At 52.7% G+C, this 21,286-nt stretch carries 19 protein-coding genes; 10 read left to right on the forward strand and 9 right to left on the reverse strand.

The window, feature by feature from the left end; genetic code table 11:
• Nucleotides 1-44 precede the first annotated feature (44 nt).
• The 5 genes from DFR42_RS08675 (at nt 45) to DFR42_RS08695 (ending at nt 6,552) form a co-directional block, all read left to right on the forward strand.
• Nucleotides 45-2,507: an alpha/beta hydrolase family protein gene (locus DFR42_RS08675; RefSeq protein WP_110254583.1), complete on the forward strand. Its 2,463-nt coding sequence runs from the start codon at nt 45-47 to the stop codon at nt 2,505-2,507.
• Nucleotides 2,508-2,624: 117 nt separating this feature from the next.
• Nucleotides 2,625-3,056: an ANTAR domain-containing response regulator gene (locus DFR42_RS08680; protein WP_110254584.1), complete on the forward strand. Its 432-nt coding sequence runs from the start codon at nt 2,625-2,627 to the stop codon at nt 3,054-3,056.
• Nucleotides 3,057-3,164: 108 nt separating this feature from the next.
• On the forward strand, nt 3,165-4,577 hold the full coding sequence (locus DFR42_RS08685) for a sensor histidine kinase (RefSeq protein ID WP_245936893.1): 1,413 nt from the start codon (nt 3,165-3,167) through the stop codon (nt 4,575-4,577).
• Between the two features lie 21 nt (nt 4,578-4,598).
• Nucleotides 4,599-5,354: a LytR/AlgR family response regulator transcription factor gene (locus tag DFR42_RS08690; RefSeq protein WP_110254585.1), complete on the forward strand. Its 756-nt coding sequence runs from the start codon at nt 4,599-4,601 to the stop codon at nt 5,352-5,354.
• A gap of 385 nt (nt 5,355-5,739) precedes the next feature.
• Nucleotides 5,740-6,552: a TatD family hydrolase gene (locus tag DFR42_RS08695; RefSeq protein ID WP_110254586.1), complete on the forward strand. Its 813-nt coding sequence runs from the start codon at nt 5,740-5,742 to the stop codon at nt 6,550-6,552.
• Between the two features lie 8 nt (nt 6,553-6,560).
• Here the strand turns inward: DFR42_RS08695 and DFR42_RS08700 are convergent, their stop codons facing one another.
• The gene (locus DFR42_RS08700; protein ID WP_211324196.1) at nt 6,561-7,133 is read right to left on the reverse strand and encodes a CcdC protein domain-containing protein; all 573 of its coding nucleotides are present in this window, start codon (nt 7,131-7,133) and stop codon (nt 6,561-6,563) included.
• 170 nt (nt 7,134-7,303) lie between these two features.
• On the opposite strand from DFR42_RS08700, the gene DFR42_RS08705 reads away from it, so the two are divergent.
• Nucleotides 7,304-8,176 (forward strand): DMT family transporter, encoded by an 873-nt coding sequence (locus tag DFR42_RS08705; protein WP_110254587.1) that lies wholly within the window; start codon nt 7,304-7,306, stop codon nt 8,174-8,176.
• A gap of 51 nt (nt 8,177-8,227) precedes the next feature.
• Here the strand turns inward: DFR42_RS08705 and DFR42_RS08710 are convergent, their stop codons facing one another.
• Nucleotides 8,228-10,183: a CocE/NonD family hydrolase gene (locus DFR42_RS08710; protein ID WP_211324198.1), complete on the reverse strand. Its 1,956-nt coding sequence runs from the start codon at nt 10,181-10,183 to the stop codon at nt 8,228-8,230.
• 57 nt (nt 10,184-10,240) lie between these two features.
• A complete protein-coding gene (locus DFR42_RS08715) occupies nt 10,241-10,903 on the reverse strand; it encodes a GGDEF domain-containing protein (protein ID WP_110254588.1) in 663 nt (220 codons plus the stop codon).
• Nucleotides 10,904-11,055: 152 nt separating this feature from the next.
• Between DFR42_RS08715 and DFR42_RS08720 the strand changes: the two genes are divergently transcribed.
• The 3 genes from DFR42_RS08720 (at nt 11,056) to DFR42_RS08730 (ending at nt 14,669) form a co-directional block, all read left to right on the forward strand.
• Nucleotides 11,056-11,889, forward strand: a complete 834-nt coding sequence (locus DFR42_RS08720) for a 1-aminocyclopropane-1-carboxylate deaminase/D-cysteine desulfhydrase (RefSeq protein ID WP_281275153.1) — start codon at nt 11,056-11,058, stop codon at nt 11,887-11,889.
• Nucleotides 11,890-11,992: 103 nt separating this feature from the next.
• Nucleotides 11,993-12,739 carry a substrate-binding periplasmic protein gene (locus DFR42_RS08725; protein ID WP_170133460.1) on the forward strand — a complete coding sequence of 249 codons (747 nt, stop codon included), beginning with the start codon at nt 11,993-11,995 and terminating at the stop codon, nt 12,737-12,739.
• 160 nt (nt 12,740-12,899) lie between these two features.
• A complete protein-coding gene (locus tag DFR42_RS08730; RefSeq protein ID WP_110254591.1) occupies nt 12,900-14,669 on the forward strand; it encodes an ABC transporter substrate-binding protein in 1,770 nt (589 codons plus the stop codon).
• 12 nt (nt 14,670-14,681) lie between these two features.
• On the opposite strand, the gene DFR42_RS08735 is transcribed toward DFR42_RS08730, so the two are convergent.
• The 6 genes from DFR42_RS08735 to DFR42_RS08765 form a co-directional block, all read right to left on the reverse strand.
• Entirely contained in the window at nt 14,682-14,987 is a 306-nt protein-coding gene (locus tag DFR42_RS08735) for an NIPSNAP family protein (RefSeq protein ID WP_110254990.1), read from the reverse strand.
• 44 nt (nt 14,988-15,031) lie between these two features.
• Nucleotides 15,032-15,799 (reverse strand): SDR family oxidoreductase, encoded by a 768-nt coding sequence (locus DFR42_RS08740; protein WP_110254592.1) that lies wholly within the window; start codon nt 15,797-15,799, stop codon nt 15,032-15,034.
• A gap of 643 nt (nt 15,800-16,442) precedes the next feature.
• A complete protein-coding gene (locus DFR42_RS08750; protein ID WP_110254594.1) occupies nt 16,443-17,504 on the reverse strand; it encodes a TIGR00266 family protein in 1,062 nt (353 codons plus the stop codon).
• An 8-nt stretch (nt 17,505-17,512) separates the two neighbouring features.
• Nucleotides 17,513-18,199, reverse strand: a complete 687-nt coding sequence (locus DFR42_RS08755) for a TIGR00266 family protein (RefSeq protein ID WP_110254595.1) — start codon at nt 18,197-18,199, stop codon at nt 17,513-17,515.
• A gap of 9 nt (nt 18,200-18,208) precedes the next feature.
• Nucleotides 18,209-18,868 carry a TIGR00266 family protein gene (locus DFR42_RS08760; protein WP_110254596.1) on the reverse strand — a complete coding sequence of 220 codons (660 nt, stop codon included), beginning with the start codon at nt 18,866-18,868 and terminating at the stop codon, nt 18,209-18,211.
• A gap of 86 nt (nt 18,869-18,954) precedes the next feature.
• A complete protein-coding gene (locus DFR42_RS08765; RefSeq protein ID WP_110254597.1) occupies nt 18,955-20,178 on the reverse strand; it encodes a M48 family metallopeptidase in 1,224 nt (407 codons plus the stop codon).
• A gap of 226 nt (nt 20,179-20,404) precedes the next feature.
• On the opposite strand from DFR42_RS08765, the gene DFR42_RS08770 reads away from it, so the two are divergent.
• On the forward strand, nt 20,405-21,283 hold the full coding sequence (locus DFR42_RS08770) for a LysR family transcriptional regulator (RefSeq protein ID WP_110254598.1): 879 nt from the start codon (nt 20,405-20,407) through the stop codon (nt 21,281-21,283).
• Nucleotides 21,284-21,286: the final 3 nt, after the last annotated feature.

The following is a 21,286-nucleotide window of genomic DNA, read 5'->3' on the forward strand; positions in this document are numbered from 1 at the left end:
CGTGCTTAAGCTCGTTGTTAAGTTGTAATCAGGATGCTCTGTTAATGATACGTATTAAACCCCTGTTCGTCGCCGCTACATTCGCTCTGTTAGCGTCGGCCAGTAGCCAGATCCAGGCTGGCCATGTACCGGAATCCGGCTACCAGTTGCCACCGGCAGAATTGCAGGCCGTGGTCGATGCTCCCAGAGGCCCACTGTTTCGCCTGGGGCCTCAGCGCAAGACGGCTTTGCTGTTGACCCTGCCTGGCCTGCCCGGCATTGCCGATGTTGCCCAGCCAGAATTGCGGCTGGCGGGTTTGCGTATCAATCCGCGCACCCGTGCCACCAGTCATTTTGATTTTGGCAATGGCATGAGTTTGCTCGATATCTCCACAGGCAAGGCACGTGAAGTCAAGGGCTTGCCAGCCAAACTCAAGATAGCAGAAACTGCCTGGTCGCCCGATGAGCAATGGCTGGCCTTCAGCTTGTGGGTAGATAACGGTGTAGAACTATGGTTGCTGGATATTAAGAAAGGTACTGTCCGTCGCCTGATGGCAGACAAGCTCAATGCCGTGACCGGCCCCGGTTTTTCCTGGATAGAAGGCTCAGAAAAACTGCTGGTCAGGTTGACGCCACTGCACCAGAAAGAATTGCCACCCCTGCCTGCAGTACCAGCAGGCCCGAATATGCAGGAAACCAAGGGCGGCAAAACCCTGCAAAACCGTATTTATCCCGACATGCTGAGAACAGCGCGGGATAGCGATACCCTGGACTGGTATCTGCAAACTCAGCTGGGCATCGTCAATCTGAATGGCGAGGTGCGCCGCATCACCCGTCCCATGACCCTGATCAAATCCCTGGCGTCACCTGACGGCAAGCTGATTTTGACCACGCAATTGCGTCGCCCCTATTCCACCATGTTGCCCGTGGACCGTTTTGCCCAGTTGATAGAACTCTGGGATAACCAGGGCAAAAAGATCAAGACCGTGGCCGAGCGCCCCCTGCGTGAACGCATACCCACAGGCAATGATGCAGTGCAAGCCGGGCCGCGTGACTTTGGCTGGCGTACCGACAAACCGGCTACCCTGTACTGGCTGGAAGCCCAGGCAGGTGGTGACCCGGAAGTGAATAGCAAAATCCATGACGCCTTGTTCCAGCAGGCCGCACCTTTTGATACACCTGCCCAAAAGCTGATGGATATACCCTGGCGTTTTGGCAATGTGCAATGGGGTAATGACTACCTTGCTGTGGTGACTGAAAACTGGCTCAAGACACGCGATACCCGCACCTGGCGCATACAGCCAGGCGTGCCGGACAGCAAGCCTGAGCTGATGTTTGCCCGCAAATCGGAAGACCAGTATACCAATCCCGGTAACCCGGTGATGACCCAGAATGCCCAGGGCCGCCTGGTCTTGCGCATCAGCCCGGATGGCCGCGCCATTTTCTTTACCGGCACAGGAGCCAGCCCTGAAGGCGACCGCCCTTTCCTCGATAAATTCGATCTGACCAATAAACAAACGACCCGTCTGTGGCGTTCGCAAGCACCGTATTATGAAGAAGTGCAGGCCTTGCTGAATGACAAGGGCAGCAGCTTCATCACCAGCCGTGAGTCTGTCGAAGAAAGGCCCAACTTTTATCTGCATGATTTGCTGGCGAACGTTGCACCGCGCGCATTGACACAATTCCCGCACCCCATGCCGCAGTTCAAGGGCATCAAAAAACAGCAAATTCGCTATGAGCGTGAAGACGGCGTAGACCTGACGGCGACGCTGTACCTGCCACCTGGCTATGATCCCAAACGCGATGGGCCACGCCCTTTGCTGATGTGGGCATACCCTCGTGAATTCAAATCGGCAGAAGCCGCCGGCCAGGTCATAGGCTCACAATACAAGTTCAATCGTATTTCCTATAACGGCCCGCTACCCATGCTGGCACGTGGCTATGTCGTGCTGGATGGGCCTACCATGCCCATCATCGGTGAAGGCAAGAAAGAACCTAACGATACCTATCTCGAACAATTGAAGATGGATGCTGAGGCGGCTGTCGATGAAGTGGTGCGCCTGGGTGTGGCAGATCGCAACCGTATCGCCATAGGTGGTCATAGCTACGGTGCTTTCATGACTGCCAACCTGCTGGCGCATACCCGCTTCTTCCGCGCCGGGATCGCCCGTTCGGGTGCCTATAACCGCAGCCTGACGCCTTTTGGCTTCCAGTCTGAGGACAGAAATTACTGGAAAGCCAACAAGGTCTACCAGGAAATGTCGCCCTTCAATTTTGCCCACCAGTTCAAGGACCCCATCCTGTTCATCCATGGTGAGCAAGACAATAATTCTGGCACCTTCCCCATGCAAAGCGAACGCATGTACCAGGCCATACAGGGCCTGGGCGGGGCCACCAGGCTGGCCATGCTGCCAAATGAAAGCCACAGCTACCGCGCCCGCGAATCCATCCTGCATATGCTGTGGGAGCAAGACCGCTGGCTGGAGATGTATGTCAAAAACGCCAAGCCTGACGGCAACAGGGATTAGCACGTGCGTCATTAATTGCAAGGGAGAGGCGGCAGATACGACATATCTGCCGCCTTTTTCACATGAACTTAAAGTTTTGCATTAATATGTAAATTGACTCTTTTTCTACACCTGACCATGCTAAAAGCCGTGATCCTGGATGCGAATGCTGTTGCCCGCAATTTGCTGGCCTCTGTTCTGGTGAACGGCGGGCATGAAGTAGTGGGGGATGCCAATCTCAGCCCAGCCAGCCTGGCACGTGTCATCAAGCTTAAACCCCAGGTGGTCTGTGTTGACATAGGGGAAACGGATGAAGAAGGCCTGGCCATGCTCGACAAGATCAAGGCTGAGCTGCCCAAGGCATTGTTATTTTTGGTGTCTTCAAAAATTGATGCGACCATATTGCAGACGGCCCAGCAGCGTGGTGTTCATGGCTTTATCGTCAAACCCTTCAATTCTGTGGCTGTGCTGACTTCGATACGCAATACCATCTTGCGCATTGCCAAACAGCAAAGAGCCGCTACTGCCGAAGCCACGCCTGAAGAAGGCGGGGAAGCCGCGGCTGAATAGTTCGTCTGCGCAAACAGGCATTTCATCCACCGGCGGCCAGTTTTATCGCATTCTTCCTACTCCAGCATCGCAATCCCTACACTGAATCAAACTTCATAAGGAATTGCCATGTCAGCCATCGATACCATGCGCTCAGCTTTACATCATTCAGAACAATTATTGCCATCCGAAGTGACGGCCAAGAGCGAAACCTGGCTGACTCGCGCCCGTAACTATCCGGTATTTTCGCGCACCTGGTATCGATACCGGGCGCAGGCATGGATAGGTGTGTTTGTCATCGTTGACGTGATAGCGTTCATCGTGGGTTTGCTGGCAGATACCGACATGCGCCGTATGGCTTCTGCCTTTATCCCTTTTACCCTGGGGGGAACAGCCCTGCATTTGCTGGGGCCGGCAATGGCCGTGTGGGTCAGGAACCGGGCCTATGCCGGGAAAAAAGAAGTCATCGCTCTCACCCTGGCTTTGTTGCTGGGGGCGGCATGCAGTTACGGCGTATTACTGGGCGTGAAATATGTCACCAAGTTGATCGCCTATGGCGATGCCAATGTAGAAATTTCGGTAGTTGGTACTTTGGGGGCGAGCAGTAAAGTCCCAGGAAGTGCATCAGCGTCTACCAGCGCCACCTCAGTGGAGGATGCTGGCGCATCCTCTGCAAATGGTCAGTCCAATAAGCAGTCGAATAATCAGTCGAATAATCAGTCGAATACCAGCGCGGACAGTAAAGACAATAAAGAAAGCAGTAAAATTGCGCAATCACCTACCCTGACACTGGTGATGCAGGTATTCTCATTTTTGCTGGTTACAAGCCTCATCACCTACACTGGGGGGGCAATTGATCTCTGGTATTTCTTCCGTCAGAAAAAGCGCCTGCAAGAAGTCTTGCGTCAGCATGAACTGACTGCGGCACAGGAAGCTCGCCGCGAAGCAGAATTGCGCCTGTCTGTATTGGCGGCACAGGTAGAACCACATTTTCTGTTCAATACTTTAGCGGGTGTGCGTTCGGCCATACTGACCGAACCTGAAAGGGCAACTGCCATCGTCGATCACCTGGTAGATTATCTGCGCGCCACCATCCCGCAAATGCGCAATGATGGTAGCTCTGCCCAGGCCAGGCTTAAGCAACAACTGGAAGCAGCCAGCGCCTATCTGGGCCTCATGCATGCCCGCATACCGCGCCTCAGTTATAGTGTGGACTCAGAAGTAACTGACGCCGCCTTGCCGCCACTGATGCTGATCTCGCTGGTAGAAAATGCCATCAAGCACGGGGTCGAACCCAAGATAGGCCCTGTCCATGTTGCTGTCCTCGCGAAACAATTACAGCAAGATGGCCAGGACATGCTGGAACTGACGGTTGCAGACAATGGCGTCGGTTTTGCCGGCAGCAGTTCAGGCTCTGGTATAGGTCTGGCAAATATCCATGAAAGACTGGCATCCATGTATGGCAAGCGTGCCAGCCTGGTATTGAAAGCCCTGCCTGAGGGCGGTGTGGCAGCAACCATACTGCTCCCTCTCGAACCATAATAGACAAAAAGAGACAATCACATGACCACAGCCATCATCGCCGATGACGAAGATTTACCCCGCAAGGAATTGCGCCGCATGCTCAATAAAGTCTGGCCAGAGCTGGAAATACTGGCCGAATGTGAACACGGTGCCGAAGCCCTGGAAGCCATCCATCAGGAAGAACCTGACATTGCCTTCCTCGACATACGCATGCCCGGCATGACTGGTCTTGATGTGGCACATGCAGTCAAAGGCCGCTGCCATGCCGTCTTTACCACGGCTTATGACAGCCATGCACTGGATGCCTTTGCAGCAGGTGCCATCGACTATTTGCTCAAACCCATTTCCGAAGCCAGATTGCAGGAAGCGATCGCCAGGTTAAAGGAACGTATCAGCAACAAGCAACCAGTGGCGGATGTCAGCCAGCTCATGTCTGAACTCGACAAGCGTCTGAAGAATACGACAGCAGAAAGAATACGCTGGATCAGTGCCAGCGTTGGTGACACCATCAAGATGTTCCCGGTAGAAAAAATCCTGTTCTTCAGTTCAGATGAAAAATACACGCGGGTAGTCTGTGCCGACGACGAAGCCCATGTACGCAAGCCATTGAAAGAAATCATGGATGGACTTGATCCGGATGTTTTCTGGCAAGTGCATCGTGGTGTGGTCGTGCGTGCTGATGCAATTACCCGTGCGCACAGGGATGAGCTGGGTAAATACACGGTGGAGTTGCGGGGTTTGCCAGAAAAGCTCAAGGTGAGTCAGGCATATGCATGGCGCTTCAAGCCCATGTAAGAACATGTTTCCGATCTTACTGCGCGAGTGTGATCGTAAACACGTTCTAAGTGCGGCCATTAAAAATCGAATCTGGCGTTGTTGCGCCGTCTTGCCGTGCTAAAGCACTGTCTGCGACGACGACGCCTAGCCGGGGGCGCCTAGCCAGTTTCGGTTTGTAATGGCCTCACGGTATGTCAAATCCCACAATCACGAAATGAAAAGCTTGATGTTTTTATTGAAGTCGCATTAAGATGGCGCTGACGTAAAAAAACAGCGTCATTTTTTAATAATAAGATTTGGATCTATCCAGACTATCCTTTGCAGTTTCTGCTTCTGTATACCCACAAAAATATCCTTGTGCGGCCGGTAGTCCAAATAATAAAAACAACAGGAAATTTATACCATGTTACAAAAACCTACACTGATAGATATCGGTGCGAATCTGAGCAACCGTCGTTTTCATGCTGACCTTGATGCCGTTATTTCACGTGCCAAAGAGGCAGGCGTGGAACATATCATCGTCACCGGCACTTCAGAGCGTGCCAGTCATGATGCGCATGCGCTGACGCAAACTTATCCAGGCTATCTGAGCAGCACGGCGGGTGTGCATCCGCATGAGGCCAAGAACTGGAATACCCAGTGTGCAAAAGCCATAGAAAAACTCGCTGACTATGATAGTGTAGTGGCCGTTGGTGAATGCGGTCTCGACTATAACCGCATGTTTTCAACGGAAACAGAACAACGTGCCTGCTTTGAAGCGCAGTTGCAATTGGCAGTGCGCGTGCAAAAACCAGTGTTCCTGCATGAGCGTGATGCGCATGAAGATTTCTTTGCCTTGCTCAGGCAATACCGGCCGCAATTAAAGGGCGCGGTGGTGCACTGTTTCACTGGCAATACAGACGAACTGCGCGCCTATCTGGATCTCGACTGCCACATCGGTATCACTGGCTGGATCTGTGATGAAAGGCGCGGCGATGATTTGCGCAAGGCTGTCAAATTTTTGCCCAAAGAAAAATTGATGATAGAAACCGATGCACCGTTTTTATTGCCGCGCAATTTAGCAGTGCGTCCTGATGATGGCCGCAATGAACCCATGTATTTGCCCGTGGTATTTCAGGCAGTTGCGAATATCTTGCGGGTATCGCCGGTAACGCTGGCACAGCAGATTAGAAAAAATACTGAACAGTTTTTTGCTCTGCCTGCGGCCCTATCGTAAGCTCCTGTTCAAGCTTGTTGATCGCTGGTTTCAACAGCAGTTGCAACAATTGATGATGGAACTGTAGCTGGCTTTTGCAAGCTGCGTGACCAGCGCAACAAACCAATTGCGTAACTGATGTAATAAGCGGCCAGCATGCCAAACAGGAACAGTGTAAGCGGGCTGCTGGAAAAATCGCCCGGGGGCGCAACAAAAGATTGCGTTGTGAAATACAGCGTAGCCATGCGCCAGGCAATCCGGCCTATCATCAGCAGTGACAAGGCAATGCCTAGGTGGGCATTCGGCGTATAGAATTTTCCGGCTGGACCATGATCAAATTTCGTCAGGCGCAAGCCATAGGCACCAAGGCCACTGCCAGCTATCAATCCCCCCATCATGAACAGCAGGTTGCCCTCATGTTTGAGCGCACCAAATGCCACCAGCCCTATCAGTACAGGAAAAATACAGACGGTCAGCAAGGCACGCACACCCGAGTATTTTTGCCTGCCTACCATACGTCGTACACGCGAGATGACACGCCAGACAATGAATGCACCAACAGCAGTACCTATCATCAGGGAAGTGGGGTTTGCAGTCGCCATGAAAAGCTTTCTGTATAGCGTGTAGAGAAGTTTTTAAAGTCTATCATCTGCAAAAAATCCGTCAGTACCGGAATGTATCAACTGCACCTGGTATTTTCCCATGTCCGAAAGCTGCCAGCAGCTTTTCCCGTAGTTTGTTAAGCTGCACCCCTGATCCTGATGGAGTGCATATGCGCAGCGTTGACTTGTTACGTTTGATTTCCCTGGCCGCTATCTGGGGCGCGTCCTTTCTGTTCATGCGGGTACTGGCGCCTGTGGTCGGTGTGTTGTGGAGTGCCGAGGTCAGGGTGGGGCTGGCGGGTATAGCCTTGCTGATCATGATGTATGTCACAGGCCGGGCGATGAATTTCCGTGATAACTGGAAGTCTTTTTTGATACTGGGCACGATTAACTCTGCCCTGCCATTTGCGTTGTATTCATATGCTGCACTCAGCATACCTGCTGGTTATTCGGCAATCGTGAATGCGACCAGCCCTTTGTGGGGGGCGGTCATGGGAGCCGCCTTCCTGGGTGAACGCTTGACTGTGCGCAAGATGGCGGGCATGGCGATAGGTGTACTCGGTGTCGCCTTCCTGGTGCGCCTGGGGCCGGTAGAATTCACCAGCAAGCTGGTACTGGCTGTGCTGGCCTGCGTAGGTGCGACCCTGTGTTATGCGATAGTCGGTATCTATACCAAGAAAAAACTCACAGGCATCACGCCCATGCAAATGGCGACGGGTTCGCAAGTGGGGGCGGCATTTGTCTTACTGCCCTTCCTGCCGCTGGCACCAGTGCAGGGCGAGATCACGGCGACGATAGCAATGGTTGGTATTGCATTGGCCTTGTTATGCAGTGCCGTGGCTTATCTGATTTATTTCCGTTTGATGGCAGACCTGGGGCCAACCAAGGCGCTGACCGTGACTTTCCTGATACCCCTGTTTGCCTTGCTCTGGGGTTATCTGTTCCTGAATGAACACATCACGGTGAACACGGCCATAGGCTGCGCTGGTGTGGTGCTGGCGACATGGCTGGTGGTGTTCCAGCCAGCTCAAAAACCAGCTTAAAGATTGACCTTAAAAAATGCCGCTGACTCTATATGGGGCAGCGGCATTTTTTTATTCATCCAGTGCTGGCAAAACTTTGACATGCAGGGCACTTGGTTGCTGGCTGCCGAAATACACTTTATGCGTCGCCTTGATGAAGTCACTATCCTTGGCTTCATAGATGTTAGGCACAAAGGATTGCGGGTTACGGTCTATGAAGGGGAACCAGCTGGACTGCACCTGCACCATGATGCGGTGGCCGCGCTGGAAAGTGTGCAGCACATCATTGATGGCAAACTTCACCTTGGTCACCTGGTTGGGCACCATGGGTTTGGCCGTCTCAAAACCATCACGGAAACGGGCGCGGAAAGGTTCGCCGCGCACCAGGGTTTGCTGGTTGCCACGGTTTGTTTGCGCATCTATTTCCAGGTTGGGTGGATTGACATCAATGAGTTTGACAACGAAGTCAGCATCGCTGCCTGTCACGCTGACAAACAAATCCGCGCTTAGCGGGCCAGCCAGGGTCACGTCTTTTTCCAGCACATCACTTTGCCAGGTCAGCACATCAGGACGGCTGCTGGCAAAGCGCTGGTCAGCCGCGACATATTGATTACTCCAGCGCGTGACTACTTCGGTGGTATAGGGTACAGGTTTGGCCGGGTCGCTGATGTATTCTGCAAACTGTGCATCCTGGTTGGCCGGTGCACTGAAACTCAGCTTGCCATTGGCATGGAAATACAGGGCTTTGTCCTTGCTCTCTTTCGGTGGCCAGGCATCAAAACCTCGCCAGCGATTGGCACCGGTTTCAAACATCCAGGCTTCGGCCAGTGCTGGCTTGTCGCCGGTTTTCAGATGATGCTTGAAGAAGGCTAATTCTACGGGCTGGTAAGTCTGTACGGTCTTGTAGCCAAAATGCGCATCACCGACTTTCTCGCCATCAGTACGGAACCAGCCACCATGTGTCCATGGTCCTATGACCAGGGTGTTTTGTATGCCGGGGTTTTGTTTTTCTATGGCCTTGTAGGTATTCAGCGGGCCATATAAATCTTCTGTGTCATACCAGCCACCGACGGTCAGGACCGCAGCCTTGATGTTTTTCAGGTGTGGCAGGATATTCCTGCTTTGCCAGAAATCATCATAGTTGGGGTGCGCGGTAATGTCGTTCCAGAAAGGGATGCCGTTCTTGAAATAGCGGGTGTTGGCATTCGCTACCGAACCCAGGTCCAGGAAGAACTGGTAACCATCAGGTGTGCCAAAATTAAAAGTTTTCCAGCCCTTGTTTTCTACAGGCTGGGGACGCGGCTGGCCAAAGCTATGGAAAAAACCAAAGGCCATTTGCAGATTGAAAGCGCCATTCCTGTGCATGTCATCGCCACGGAACCAGTCAGCAATCGGTGCCTGCGGCGAAACGGCTTTCAGAGCAGGGTGACCATCGATGGCACCCGCCGAGCTATAAAAGCCGGGGTAAGAATTGCCCCATAAACCAAACTTGCCATTATTGTTGGGCAAATGCTTGAGCATCCACTCTATGCTGTCGTAGGTATCACTGCTTTCATCGATATCGGTTTTTGATTTTTTCTGATCAATATGTGGACGCATATTGACGAATTCACCTTCCGACATATAGGTACCGCGTACATCCTGATAGACAAAGATAAAGCCATCTTTTTCATATTCCGCAGTTGGCCCCAGCTGGGTTTTGTACTGGTCACCGCCATACGGCATGACAGAATAGGGCGTGCGGTTCATGAGGACAGGGTAACGCTTGCTGGCACTCGCATCATTGGGCATATACACGGCAGTAAACAAGAGTTTGCCATCACGCATGGGGATGCGGTATTCAAACTTGGCATAGTTTTTACGGATGTACTCGGCACGCAGTTTGGCGGCGTCTGTCTTGTCATCAGCATTGCTGGCACTGACTATATTGCTGGCGGAAGCCAGTGCAGGTGTAGTCAGGCTGCTTAATATTGCGCCCAGCATGATGGAGAGCGCAGGCAGGGCCTGACGCAGTTGCGGTGTTCTCATGAATTCCCCGGATATTATTATGTTTGGATTAGTGTGCAAAGACGCCAACAAGTTCCATTAATCTTCTGCATTTGGGTCATAGTCCGGCAAAGGCGGCTCAATTTCCACGATCTGGTCTGCGCCCTGGCTGCGGGCAATCTGCAAGGCGCTGTTGACTCTTTTGAGCATATTGTCAGCAGTATCCTTGTGGGCATTGGTAGTCAGGCCGGTGGCAAAAGTCACCGTCAAACCGGGGGAGATGGCATTCCAGTCTACTTCGGCAATACGCAATTTAAGGCGGGCGATGGCCTTGCGGCTGGATTCCAGCCAGGTGGTTGGCATGACGATGGCAAATTCATTGGCGGCGACACGGCCAAAGGAATCGAGGGTGCGCAGCATGGTCAGAGCTTCTTTGGCAACTTGCTGCAAGACCTGGCGTGCTGCGGCCTGGCCATGTTGTTCGAGTATCTGTTCCAGGCCATCAACAGCGATGGCGGCCAGGGTAAAGGTATGGCCAGTGCGGAAAGAGCGCGCCAGTTCGCCGTCTAGCATGGCGACTAGCGCACGGCGGTTCAGAGCGCCAGTCAGGTGATCGGTCCTGGCCATGCTGTCGAGCTGGGTCAGCACCGTCTCCAGCGTGGGTACGAGGTTATCCTGATGGCCTTCGTTCTTGATTTGCTTGATCAACTGGTCTATTTGTTGTCTTGCATTTAACAAGGGCTGATTAAAATCTGTGGGCATGTACTCTCCGGCTATGCACTAGGTATAACTATAAGGCTGACGCCAGGCGCTACAATGGTACTTTACCATTGTCACCCGCCTTTCTGCCAAGCATGTTATTCACCAGCCCAAGTTCACCCTGTCAGCAAATCCACAGTCAGCTCTTCCCGGGTATGGATGTTTGGATGAAACGCGACGATATGCTGCATCCCCAGGTGTCTGGCAATAAGTTTCGCAAACTGAAATATCCCTTGCTGGGTTTGCAGGAACAACGCAGGCATGTGGTTTCCATGGGCGGGATCTGGTCCAATCATATTCATGCCCTGGCCCATGCCGCCCATGCCCTGGGTTTGCCTGCCACCGCGTTGATACGCGGTGCTGAGGGCATGCACAGCGCCATGCTGGATGATGTACGGGCTTTGGGCATGCAAGTCCGTTTCGTCAACCGTGAAGCTTACCGTCAGTTACGGCTGGATGACTCAGCCTGGCGCGGGCATCTGGAAGATTCAGGTGCAGATGCGCTCTGGTTGCCCGAGGGCGGCAGCGCACCACTGGCCTTGCGCGGTGTGGCCGAACTGATAGCTGAACTACCCTTTGTTCCGGATTATCTGGTGGTGGCTTGTGGCACAGGGGCAACGCTGGCGGGTTTGCTGGCTGGCCTGGAGGGGCGCTCGAAAGTGCTGGGTATTGCCGCCATCAGTGGCGGCGATTACCTGCGCAATGACATCAGCCGCCTGTTAAGCGAGGCGGGCTATCCTGATTATCAAAACTATGAATTGTTGACGGAGTTTCATCATGGTGGTTATGGCAAGGCACCTCCGGATTTGCTGGATTTTGCCCGCCAGTTCGCGCATGAAACGGCGATTCCTCTGGAGCCAGTTTACACTGCCAAAATGCTGTTTGCTTTGCGCCAGTTGTGGCATCATGGTCATCTGGCACAAAATGCCCGGGTCATTGCCATACATACCGGTGGTTTGCAGGGAGCACGTGGCTTTGCCCGTATGTAGTGATGTGGTAGTCATGCTGTAGTCTGGCGTTTATAGCCTTCGCTATCGGACAGGTGCAAATATGAAAAGACGGCGCGCAAGTTGGCTTACTGCTTTGAGCGGGATGGCAGCTCTGCTCTCATGCTGGGCCTGTACTTCAGGTGCACTGGCAGCGGAGCAGCCTTTGCGTGTGGCTATCTACGAAAACCTCGATTATCCCCTGAATATTTTTGACAAGAACCACCAGTTGCTAGGTGGCTTGCAAAAAGACTTCATAGACCAGCTCGCGAAAAAACTCTCTGCACAAGTCAGCTATACACCCTATTCCCGCAGGCGCATAGAAAGTGTCGTGATCCAGGGGGATGCAGATCTCATGTGCTATTCCAGCCCTGCCTGGTTTGACTTGCCCAAGGAAGTCGGCTGGACCGTGGCGACTTTCCCCCAGGTGGAAAGAGTGGTCGTGCTGGCAGACAAAGCCAGTATAGAAATCGTCCCGCAACAGATGGAAGGCAAGAAACTGGTGTTGCAACTCGGTTATCACTATCCGCAAATCGCCAGCCAATTGGCAGACGGTAAAATCAAGCGCATCGACCTGACTGATGTACCAGGTATGTTCCGTTTGCTGGCACTGGGCGGGGCAGATGCCATGGTCAGTTCGGATGGTGAGATCGAAGGTTATTTCAAGAATTTCCCGGAAAAACGCAGCCTGTACAAAATTTCCAAAACCCCGTTTTCTGTCGTACAGACGCAATGCGCCCTGTCGCATAAGTCTGCCTGGAAGCTGGAGCAAATCAATAGCGCGATACAGTTTTTGCAAGAGAACGGCGAGATGGACAGGATTATGCGTAAGTATGGTTTATCCATGCGCTAAATCCTGGTTGGACTTACGAAAAATCGCCCCAGCTGCGTTGCAGCTCCTAGCCGTACTAAAGTACTGTCTTCGTCGCTGACGCCTTGCTGGGACAATTTTTCGTAAGTCCTAATTAGTGTTAACTGTTATCCTGCTAGCTTTATTCTTCTTTTTTCTTCAGATGAAATCTTCCCTGACTGCTGTGCTGACGGCTTTGCTATGCAGCCTGAGCCTGCCTGCGATAGCGGCAGCTGACCCGAATAAAGTCTTGCATCTGTCTTTCGAAGCTGCCGACGATGGCTTTGATTCCATGCGCACCAATAGTACTTATTCCAACTGGGTGTCAGATGCGATTTTTGAAGGCCTGGTGACCTATGATTACCTGGCACGCCCCGCCAAACTGGTTCCCAATACCATAGAAAGCTTGCCGGAAATCACGGATGGCGGCAAGACCTTGACCTTTCGTCTCAAGAAAGGGATTTATTTCTCTCCGGACCCGGCATTCAAGGGCCAGCGCAGGGAATTGCATGCCAGCGATTATGCCTATACCTTCAAACGCTTGCTGGACCCAAACAACCGTTCTGTGCAGTCACGTGTACTTGATGGCAAGCTCATTGGTCTTGATGAACTGGTAGCAGCCGCCAAAAAGACTGGCAAGTTTGATTACGACAAACCCATCGCTGGTCTGGAAACACCAGACAATTACACCCTGATCATGCGCCTTAAAGTAGCTGATCCTGCCCTGATTTACTATCTGGCCAAACCACTGGGCGGTGCTGTCGCCCGTGAAGTGGTTGAGCACTATGGCGAAGCTGTGAATCAACATCCGGTGGGTACGGGTGCCTACATGCTCAAGCAATATGTGCCTCGCAGTAAAATCATCCTCGAAGCCAATCCAGAATACCGGGGTTTTGTCTGGGACTTCAAAGGCACGGGTTCAGAATGGGACAAGCAGATCATCAAGGACATGAAGGGCAAGCAAATGCCCCAGGTCGGAAGGGTTGAGATTGCCATCATAGAAGAAGAGCAGTCACGCTGGCTGGCCTTTGATTCTGGCCAGCTGGATTTTGAAATGCTGGTGCCTGCCGCCTCGGTCAAATTGCTGGACCAGGGCAAGCTCAAGCCTGAGTTTGCTGCCAAGGGTTTGCGCCTGTACCGTTTTGTGGAACCTGGTGTCACCCGCACCTACTTCAATTTCGAAGACCCTACCGTGGGAGGCTATACCAAGGACAAGATAGCCCTGCGCCGTGCGATTGCCCTGTCCTTCAATCACCAGGAAGAAATTGACCAGGTCTGGTTTGGCCAGGCCATCAAGGCGCAAGGCATGGTGCCACCGGATGTGGTCGGCCACGATGCCAGCTATCGCAACAGCAATGCCTATGATCCCAAACTGGCTAATAAATTGCTCGACAGGTTTGGCTACAAGCGCGGTGAAGACGGTTTCCGCAGCATGCCGGATGGCTCACCCCTGAAGCTGCGCATCCATTCTGCCCCCAAGACCAAGGACTATGCACGCATGGAAATCTGGAAGCGTTCGCTCGACAAGATAGGCATACGTGCAGAATTCCCGGTTGCCGGTTTTGCCGACAACCTCAAGTCTGCCTACCAGTGCAAGCTCATGATGTTTGGCATGGGCTATACCGCCGACATCCCTGACGGCATCGATTTCCTCGAAGCCTATGCAGGCAGCAATGCCTATCGCGGCAATTTTGGCTGTTACAAATCGGCCGCTTTTGATGAAGCCTATGAAAAAGCCCGCCTGATGCCAGAAGGACCAGAACGCCAGAAATTATTCAACACCATAGAGCGCGTCATGGAAGCTGATACCGTACACAGCCTGGAACTCTGGCGCTTGCGTAACTGGCTGATACAACCCTGGGTCAAGGGTTATAAAACCCACCCCATCATGCGCGGTGACTGGCGTTTCCTGGATGTAGAAAAGAGTAAATAATTTCTACGCTTGCTATGCAAAGACTGGCCGGAAAAAACTGCGCTCATAGCTGATGATGCATTTTGTTTCTTCCGCCAGTTTGAAAGCTGCCTGGCATTCTGCATCATCCAGCATTTGTATGCGGTATTGTTCATAAGCCGCCAGGCTGGGGAAACTGAACATGGCCAGCGCCACATTATTCGCGCCTTCAGATGGCAGGAAATAACCATGGTGCTGGCCACCAAACTTGTTCACCAGCGGTATCCAGAGTTTGCCGTAATGCTCAAACTCTTTCAGTTTGGCAGGGTCTATGATGTAGCGGAGATAGCAGGTAATCATGATATAGGCTGACAGGATAAAAAAACCTATCTTACCTGTTCTGCTCAAACCTGTATCAATCCCCCGTCGGCACACAATTCCACACCATTGACGTAGCTCGCAGCTTTCGATGCCAGGAATAAGACCGCAGCCGCAATCTCTTCCGGCTGGCCCATGCGCCCTGCTGGTGCGGCATCAGCCAGGTAGGCTGAAAAATTCGCGATATCTTCTTCTTTCATGCCCAGGCCATTTTCCATGATGGGCGTGCGGGTCACACCCGGGCTGATGGTATTGACGCGTATTTGCCTGTCCTTGAGGTCATTTGCCCAGCTGCGTGCAAACGAGCGCACCGCCGCTTTCGAGGCATTGTAGAGACTCAGATTGGGCATGCCCTTGCTGGCAGCGATAGAGGCATTCAGGACGATGGCAGAAGCCGGTTTCATCAAAGGCAGCAGGCTTTGCACTGTAAAGAACAGGCCTTTGACATTGGTGTCAAAAGTGGTGGCAAATTCGTTTGCTGTGGTGTTGCCAAACTGGTTGTGGATGGCGATGCCGGCATTGGCGAACAGGACATCTATTTTGTCCCCTTGTTGAGCTATCTTGTCATGCAGGGTTTGCAGGTCGCTGATACTGGCGACATCTGCCTTGATCGCGATGACTTTGTTGCCGAGGATTTCTCTGGCTTGATCCAACCTGACCTGTGAGCGGCCAGTGATGTAGACACGTTTGGCACCGGCATGGATAAAGGCCTGGGCGCTGGCGAGGCCTATGCCGGAGGAGCCACCAGTGATGAGTATGGTTTGTTCATTGAATGCGTTTGATGTTGCTGACATTTCGGTTCCTTGAAGAGGGAGGGGAAATGGCAGTATGGTGGATAGGGATTGGTGAAACAATCCATGTTTGGTTCATGATATTGGTGAGTGAATTTCAGTAATTGAGATCCAAAATTTTCGACGCATGAGTTCCGATCAGACGGATGGTGATGAACTATCGGTCATAGCCCTGTTCACCTGGCTAATTACTCGTCGTAAAATCGACGATTCTTATTAACGTCATTCCAGCGTGCTTTTAGCTGGAATCCAGTGGCGTTCGTTGTATACCGTGAAGTTGCATTAACTTCTGAATCTTACAGCTTTGGATGGCTAGATTTTCAAATGCCTGCACACGTGATTTCAGATTACCGGCCGGTGGTAGACCGGCGGCTACATACCTTTTTGCTTCGCCAAAAAGGTATGCCAAAAAGGCGACCCAGGCGTCGCTGCCCCCTGAAGGGGGTTCCCTTTGCTGCAAGTCAAAAAATGGGAAGGCTCGAAAACTCGCTACGCTCAAACATCGATCCTTCTTTTTCCATTTTCTGCCTTGCAGCAAAGGCATCGACACATGGGAACTGCGGTAAGTCAAAAGCAAAAGCAACGTCAACACGACCACCGATCAAATTTCTTTGACCTGGATAATCAAGAATTGCCGTTTGCCTGCTTACTCCTTCGCCGGACGATATTGTTTCGCCCAACTTGCAAAAGCACCTACGCTGCGTGTTTGTATCCACAGCTTGCCTTCGCCCTTGAAGCGGCAGACGAAACCTTCGCCGGAGAAGAACAGGGACTTGTAGCCGCCGACTTTGCTGATGCTGTATTCCAGACCTTCGGTGAAGGCGACGATGTTGCCGGTGTCGACGACGTAGCCGTCCTTGACGTCGATTTCTATGATGGCACCATAGCTGTTGAGCCACAGGTCACCTTCGCCGGATGCGCGGATCAGGAACAGGCTTTCGCCGGAGAAAAAGCCTTTGGTGAAACCCTGCCATTTGGTTTCTATGTTGATGCCGGGCGTGCTGGCGACAAAGGCGCCGCTTTGCAGGTACAGGGTTTCACCGCGCATGTAGCGGTGGATCAGGTCACCTGGAGTGGCGGGGGCGATGCCGATTTCGCCGGGGCCGTTTTCAGCAGTGAATTCATTGATGAACAGGTTTTCACCAGACAGCATGCGTGAGATGCCGCCTTTCATCTTGGTCTTCATGACCAGGTTGGTGTCCATCGTGGCCATGGCGCTGGCTTCCACTTTCAGCATCTGTCCGCGTGGTAAATCCACCGTGACAAAGCCAAAATCAGGGCTGCCATCTATCCTGAATTTCAAGCCGGCGAAGTCTGTCGCTGCGACTGGCAGCGCAGGGGCGATGCTGGTGCTGGCAGGTAGCTCTTGCTTGAAGCTGGCTGGCGGCGCTGCTTCCGCTACGGGTGCAACTACCACTGTAGCTGCAGGCAATGCTGCTTCAGGTGCCGCAACCGGCTTGCTGATGGCAGCATCGCTATCGCTTTTTAAAACCACTTTCAAGCCATTTTTTTCTATGGTCTGGCGGTATTTCTCAGCAGTCTCGCTATCAAGGCCACGCTTGATGACGCGCGGTGCGGTTTCCAGTAAATTTTTGGCTTGTTCAGTTGAGAGCTTGAACAATTTTTCTATGGTGCCACAGGCTTGCTCAAAACTGATGCCTTCAGCCAGTTCACCGGTGAGGACGATATCTATCGTAGTGTTATTCATGGCTGTCCTTATCGTTTGCTGCCAGCTTTGAGATTGGGGCCGAGCAGGCTGCCAAAGCTGCTTTCATTATGTGACTGACACCAGACCGTACCGCGGCCAGTGAATTTACAGACCATGCCCTCGCCACCGAGTATGGATTGCAACCAGCTCTTGCCTGCCTTGGTGATGGAGAATTGCAGGGTTTCGCTGAAGGCCACAATGTGGCCGGTATCGACGATGTAATCACCATCCACTTCTACGGGATAGATGGCTCCAAAGGAAGACAGCACGGCCGTGCCCTTGCCCTTGAGTTTGAGCCAGAAGATACTTTCGCCAGACAAGATGGATTTGAAACCCTGCCAGCCCAGGTCAACTTCTATGCCTTCATCGCAAGCCAGGAAAGAGCCACCCTGGACGATGAGGTTATCGTTATCCAGCGGCATCACCAGCATGTCGCCTGCCAGGTCAGTCCCCAGCCAGACTTCGCCGGGCGTATTCAGTGGTTCGAAATGATTCAGGAACAGCGATTCACCGCCGAGCAGACGCTTGGCCGCTTTTAACAGTGAGCCGCGCTGTTTTTTATGGGTGGTCGTGGTGATTTGCATATTGCTGCTCATGGCCAGCATGGCACCGGATTCTGCAGTGCAGACTTCACCAGGACGCAGGCTGACTTTGGCTGCGGTATTACCAGGCTGATTGACTAATTCTACTTGCATGATACGCCCTTACAGTTTTGGATTGAGCCAGCCAGCCAGGCTGGAAATGCTGCGTGTCTGGATGACGATCTTGCCCTGACCGCTGATACGTGTCACCAGGCCTTCGCCACCAAAGAAGCTGGAAAACAGGCCGCCAGCCAGTTGCAGATTCAGGCGCAGGGATGGGTCATAAGCCACCAGATGACTGGTGTCGACGATGTATTCACCGTTGACTTCTTTTTCCAGCAAGGCACCATAAGCACCAAACCAGACCTTGCCATGGCCGCTGACCTTGATGCGGAACAAGCCTTCACGGGCAATCCAGGACGCGAAACCAGCAAAGCCCAGGCCTATCTTGACGCCTTCTTCGCATGCCAGGAAAGCGCCGGGCACCAGAAAATATTCTTCATCGTTCAGTTCACGGCACAGGATTTCGCCTGGCGTGGGTTGCACGATGGTGATACGGCGTGGCGCAGAAGTGGCATTCTTGAAGCGGCTGATGAACAGGGATTCACCACCCAGATATTTGCGCAACAGGCCCTTGAGCAAGCCACCATTGAAATGCGCTGTCAAATCCAGGCTGGCATCCATACTGGACATGGCATCCGGTTCTGTCATGATGCTTTCGCCAGGTTCGAGTTCCACCTCGACGTAGGAGAAGGCATGGCCTCCTTTGATATTGGTTTTCACTACTAACTCCTTTGGTTTGGACTTTCACAGCATTGCTCCGACTATGCCGCTGCTGCCGGTGCTTGCTGCAATTTGCTATTGAGGTTTCAGGATTGCGTTGCTGGCGTTTGTTCAGGTGTTGCCGGTACGGGTTTCTTGGGTTGATTTGTAGAAGACTGAGCGACGAATTTTTTGACGGCCTCCTGCAAATCCTTGAACGCGGCTTCCTGATTGATATAAGGCCCCTGGGACTTTTCTATCAGCTTGCGCAAATGGGACATGCGTTTTTCGCTGGCAGGATGGGTACTCAGCAAGCCCATGGCCTGCTTGTAGGCTTCACGCGCCTGCTTGTTGTCGATTTTTTCCAGTGCAGCTTTTTCTTCCGCAATCATGCGTTCAAAGAAAACCGGCAAGCCCGCAGGGTTGACACGGGCGCGCATCAGCAGCAATACGCCTTTTTCATCTGCATCAGTTTCAAAGTGACGCGAATATTGCTGGCTCAGCAGCATGGGAGCCGCATTGCTGAAGACCGCCAGCAAACCGCTGACATCACCGAACACGGCGCTGGCAACCAGATAAATTCCGGCATTGCCTATGATGCTGCGCGTGCCATGGCGTTCTTCGACATGGCTGATTTCATGGGCCAGCACACCCAGCAATTCTTCGGCACTGCCAGCTTTTAATATCAGGCCAGAGTGGATGGCAACATAGCCACCAGGCAAGGCATAGGCGTTGGTAGTGCTATCGTTGACGATGTTGATGGAATAGCGATACGGTGAATTTGGCAGGGCCTGCAATAAAGGCGCAGTCAGCGGCTTTAAGACCGCATCGGCGTCGGCCTTGGGCATGCGCTTGTTCTTCAGGTCATCCTGGGCAGCAACACCAGCACCGAGTTTTTCTTCCCATTCCACCGGCACTTGTTTGGCAGCATAGGCAGACAGACTATCCATTTGCCAGATCAGGCCTACAGGCAGGGCCAGCAATAACAAGCTGAACCCTATCAGCACACCCCAGCCCAGCATGCGCTTGCGGCTCATGGCAGAAATCTGGCGCGAGCATTCGGGATGGGCCAGCAAGGCAGGATGTTTCAGGATGCGTCGATCACTGGTGTACAGTACCAGGTCAGGTTTATGGGCATGCTTGATGAAGATCAGGGTATTGTTGGAACCACCCAGAGTCAGCTCCATGTTGGAAAATGACATGGTGCCCAGCAAGGATGCCACCTGATAACTGAGTCCGGCTTGCGACAGGCTCAGTTCACCAACATCACGGCCACCGGGCAGGGATGCATGAAAAGCATGGCAAGGAAATTTACTGGAAGCTAAGTCCATGAAGGTCCTGAGGTGATTGAAAATGAGTTGCCAGCTGTGACAGACTGGAAATTTGTCAACAGGGGCGACAGAATTATAAATCAGTGATGCATATTTTTTGATTAAGTTTTCTGCAGTCCATGCCTTAGTATGCTTGTCGTATTAGAAAGATAAATATGCACCTGCGACAGAAAAACTTATATTCCCCTGTTGATACAATATTGTTCAACAATAAATGAGTAGCAATATGTCACCAGACTTGAATGATCTACTGGCTTTCGCCCGTGTCGCCGAATGCCGCAGTTTTCGCCAGGCAGCGCAGGAATTGCAAGTGACGGCTTCTGCACTCAGCCACACCATGACCAGGATGGAAAAAAAACTGGGCATGCGTCTGTTGCAGCGTACCACCCGCAGCGTCAGCCTGACCCCGGCAGGAGAACGCTTGCTGCAAAGCCTGCGGCCAGCATTGCAGGAAATCCAGGGGGCGCTGGAAAGCCTCAATGACTTACGCGATAAACCAGTCGGTCGTTTGCGCCTGAATGTGCCACGCCCTTCAGCGCAACTCACGCTGGCCCCGCTGCTGGCAGCCTGGCATGCAGCCTATCCAGAAGTGGAACTGGAAATTGTCAGCAGCGATGCCCTCATCGATATCGTTGAACAGGGGTTCGATGCTGGTTTGCGTTTTGGTGAAAGCCTGCAGCAAGACATGGTGGCCGTGCCCGTGGGGCCGGAAGTCGGTTTCGTCGTCTGTGCTTCACCCGGGTATTTGCAAAAGCACGGCATTCCTGCAACACCGCATGATCTGCTGCAACATCAATGCATACAATTTCGTTTTCCCAGCGGGCAAAGATATCGCTGGGAATTCCAGCGCGGCCAGGAAAAACTGGAAGTTGCCACCAACGGAGCACTGGTGCTGGATGATTTTTATGTCGCCACCCGCGCAGCCAGCGATGGCGCGGGTATCTGTTATACCTATCGCGGCTACGCTGAAGCGCTGGTACAGCAGGGGCAATTGCAATATGTGCTGGAAGACTGGTGGCCAGCGCCTGAGCGCACATATCTGTATTACCCCAGCCGCCGTCATCAACCGGCGGCTTTGCGGGCTTTCATTGATTTCATGAAATGAGTG

Origin of the sequence: Undibacterium pigrum (assembly GCF_003201815.1) — a bacterium.
Lineage (GTDB): Bacteria > Pseudomonadota > Gammaproteobacteria > Burkholderiales > Burkholderiaceae_D > Undibacterium > Undibacterium pigrum.

Excerpts from the sequence above, each read along its gene's own strand:
- DFR42_RS08720 (WP_281275153.1), top strand. The coding sequence starts at position 11,056 with ATGGATGTTTGGATGAAACGCGACGATATGCTGCATCCCCAGGTGTCT.
- DFR42_RS08680 (WP_110254584.1), top strand. The coding sequence starts at position 2,625 with ATGCTAAAAGCCGTGATCCTGGATGCGAATGCTGTTGCCCGCAATTTG.
- DFR42_RS08715 (WP_110254588.1), bottom strand. The coding sequence starts at position 10,903 with ATGCCCACAGATTTTAATCAGCCCTTGTTAAATGCAAGACAACAAATA.
- DFR42_RS08735 (WP_110254990.1), bottom strand. The coding sequence starts at position 14,987 with ATGATTACCTGCTATCTCCGCTACATCATAGACCCTGCCAAACTGAAA.
- DFR42_RS08685 (WP_245936893.1), top strand. The coding sequence starts at position 3,165 with ATGTCAGCCATCGATACCATGCGCTCAGCTTTACATCATTCAGAACAA.
- DFR42_RS08740 (WP_110254592.1), bottom strand. The coding sequence starts at position 15,799 with ATGTCAGCAACATCAAACGCATTCAATGAACAAACCATACTCATCACT.
- DFR42_RS08700 (WP_211324196.1), bottom strand. The coding sequence starts at position 7,133 with ATGGCGACTGCAAACCCCACTTCCCTGATGATAGGTACTGCTGTTGGT.
- DFR42_RS08750 (WP_110254594.1), bottom strand. The coding sequence starts at position 17,504 with ATGAATAACACTACGATAGATATCGTCCTCACCGGTGAACTGGCTGAA.
- DFR42_RS08710 (WP_211324198.1), bottom strand. The coding sequence starts at position 10,183 with ATGAGAACACCGCAACTGCGTCAGGCCCTGCCTGCGCTCTCCATCATG.
- DFR42_RS08755 (WP_110254595.1), bottom strand. The coding sequence starts at position 18,199 with ATGCAAGTAGAATTAGTCAATCAGCCTGGTAATACCGCAGCCAAAGTC.
- DFR42_RS08725 (WP_170133460.1), top strand. The coding sequence starts at position 11,993 with ATGGCAGCTCTGCTCTCATGCTGGGCCTGTACTTCAGGTGCACTGGCA.
- DFR42_RS08705 (WP_110254587.1), top strand. The coding sequence starts at position 7,304 with ATGCGCAGCGTTGACTTGTTACGTTTGATTTCCCTGGCCGCTATCTGG.
- DFR42_RS08690 (WP_110254585.1), top strand. The coding sequence starts at position 4,599 with ATGACCACAGCCATCATCGCCGATGACGAAGATTTACCCCGCAAGGAA.
- DFR42_RS08695 (WP_110254586.1), top strand. The coding sequence starts at position 5,740 with ATGTTACAAAAACCTACACTGATAGATATCGGTGCGAATCTGAGCAAC.
- DFR42_RS08675 (WP_110254583.1), top strand. The coding sequence starts at position 45 with ATGATACGTATTAAACCCCTGTTCGTCGCCGCTACATTCGCTCTGTTA.
- DFR42_RS08765 (WP_110254597.1), bottom strand. The coding sequence starts at position 20,178 with ATGGACTTAGCTTCCAGTAAATTTCCTTGCCATGCTTTTCATGCATCC.
- DFR42_RS08770 (WP_110254598.1), top strand. The coding sequence starts at position 20,405 with ATGTCACCAGACTTGAATGATCTACTGGCTTTCGCCCGTGTCGCCGAA.
- DFR42_RS08730 (WP_110254591.1), top strand. The coding sequence starts at position 12,900 with ATGAAATCTTCCCTGACTGCTGTGCTGACGGCTTTGCTATGCAGCCTG.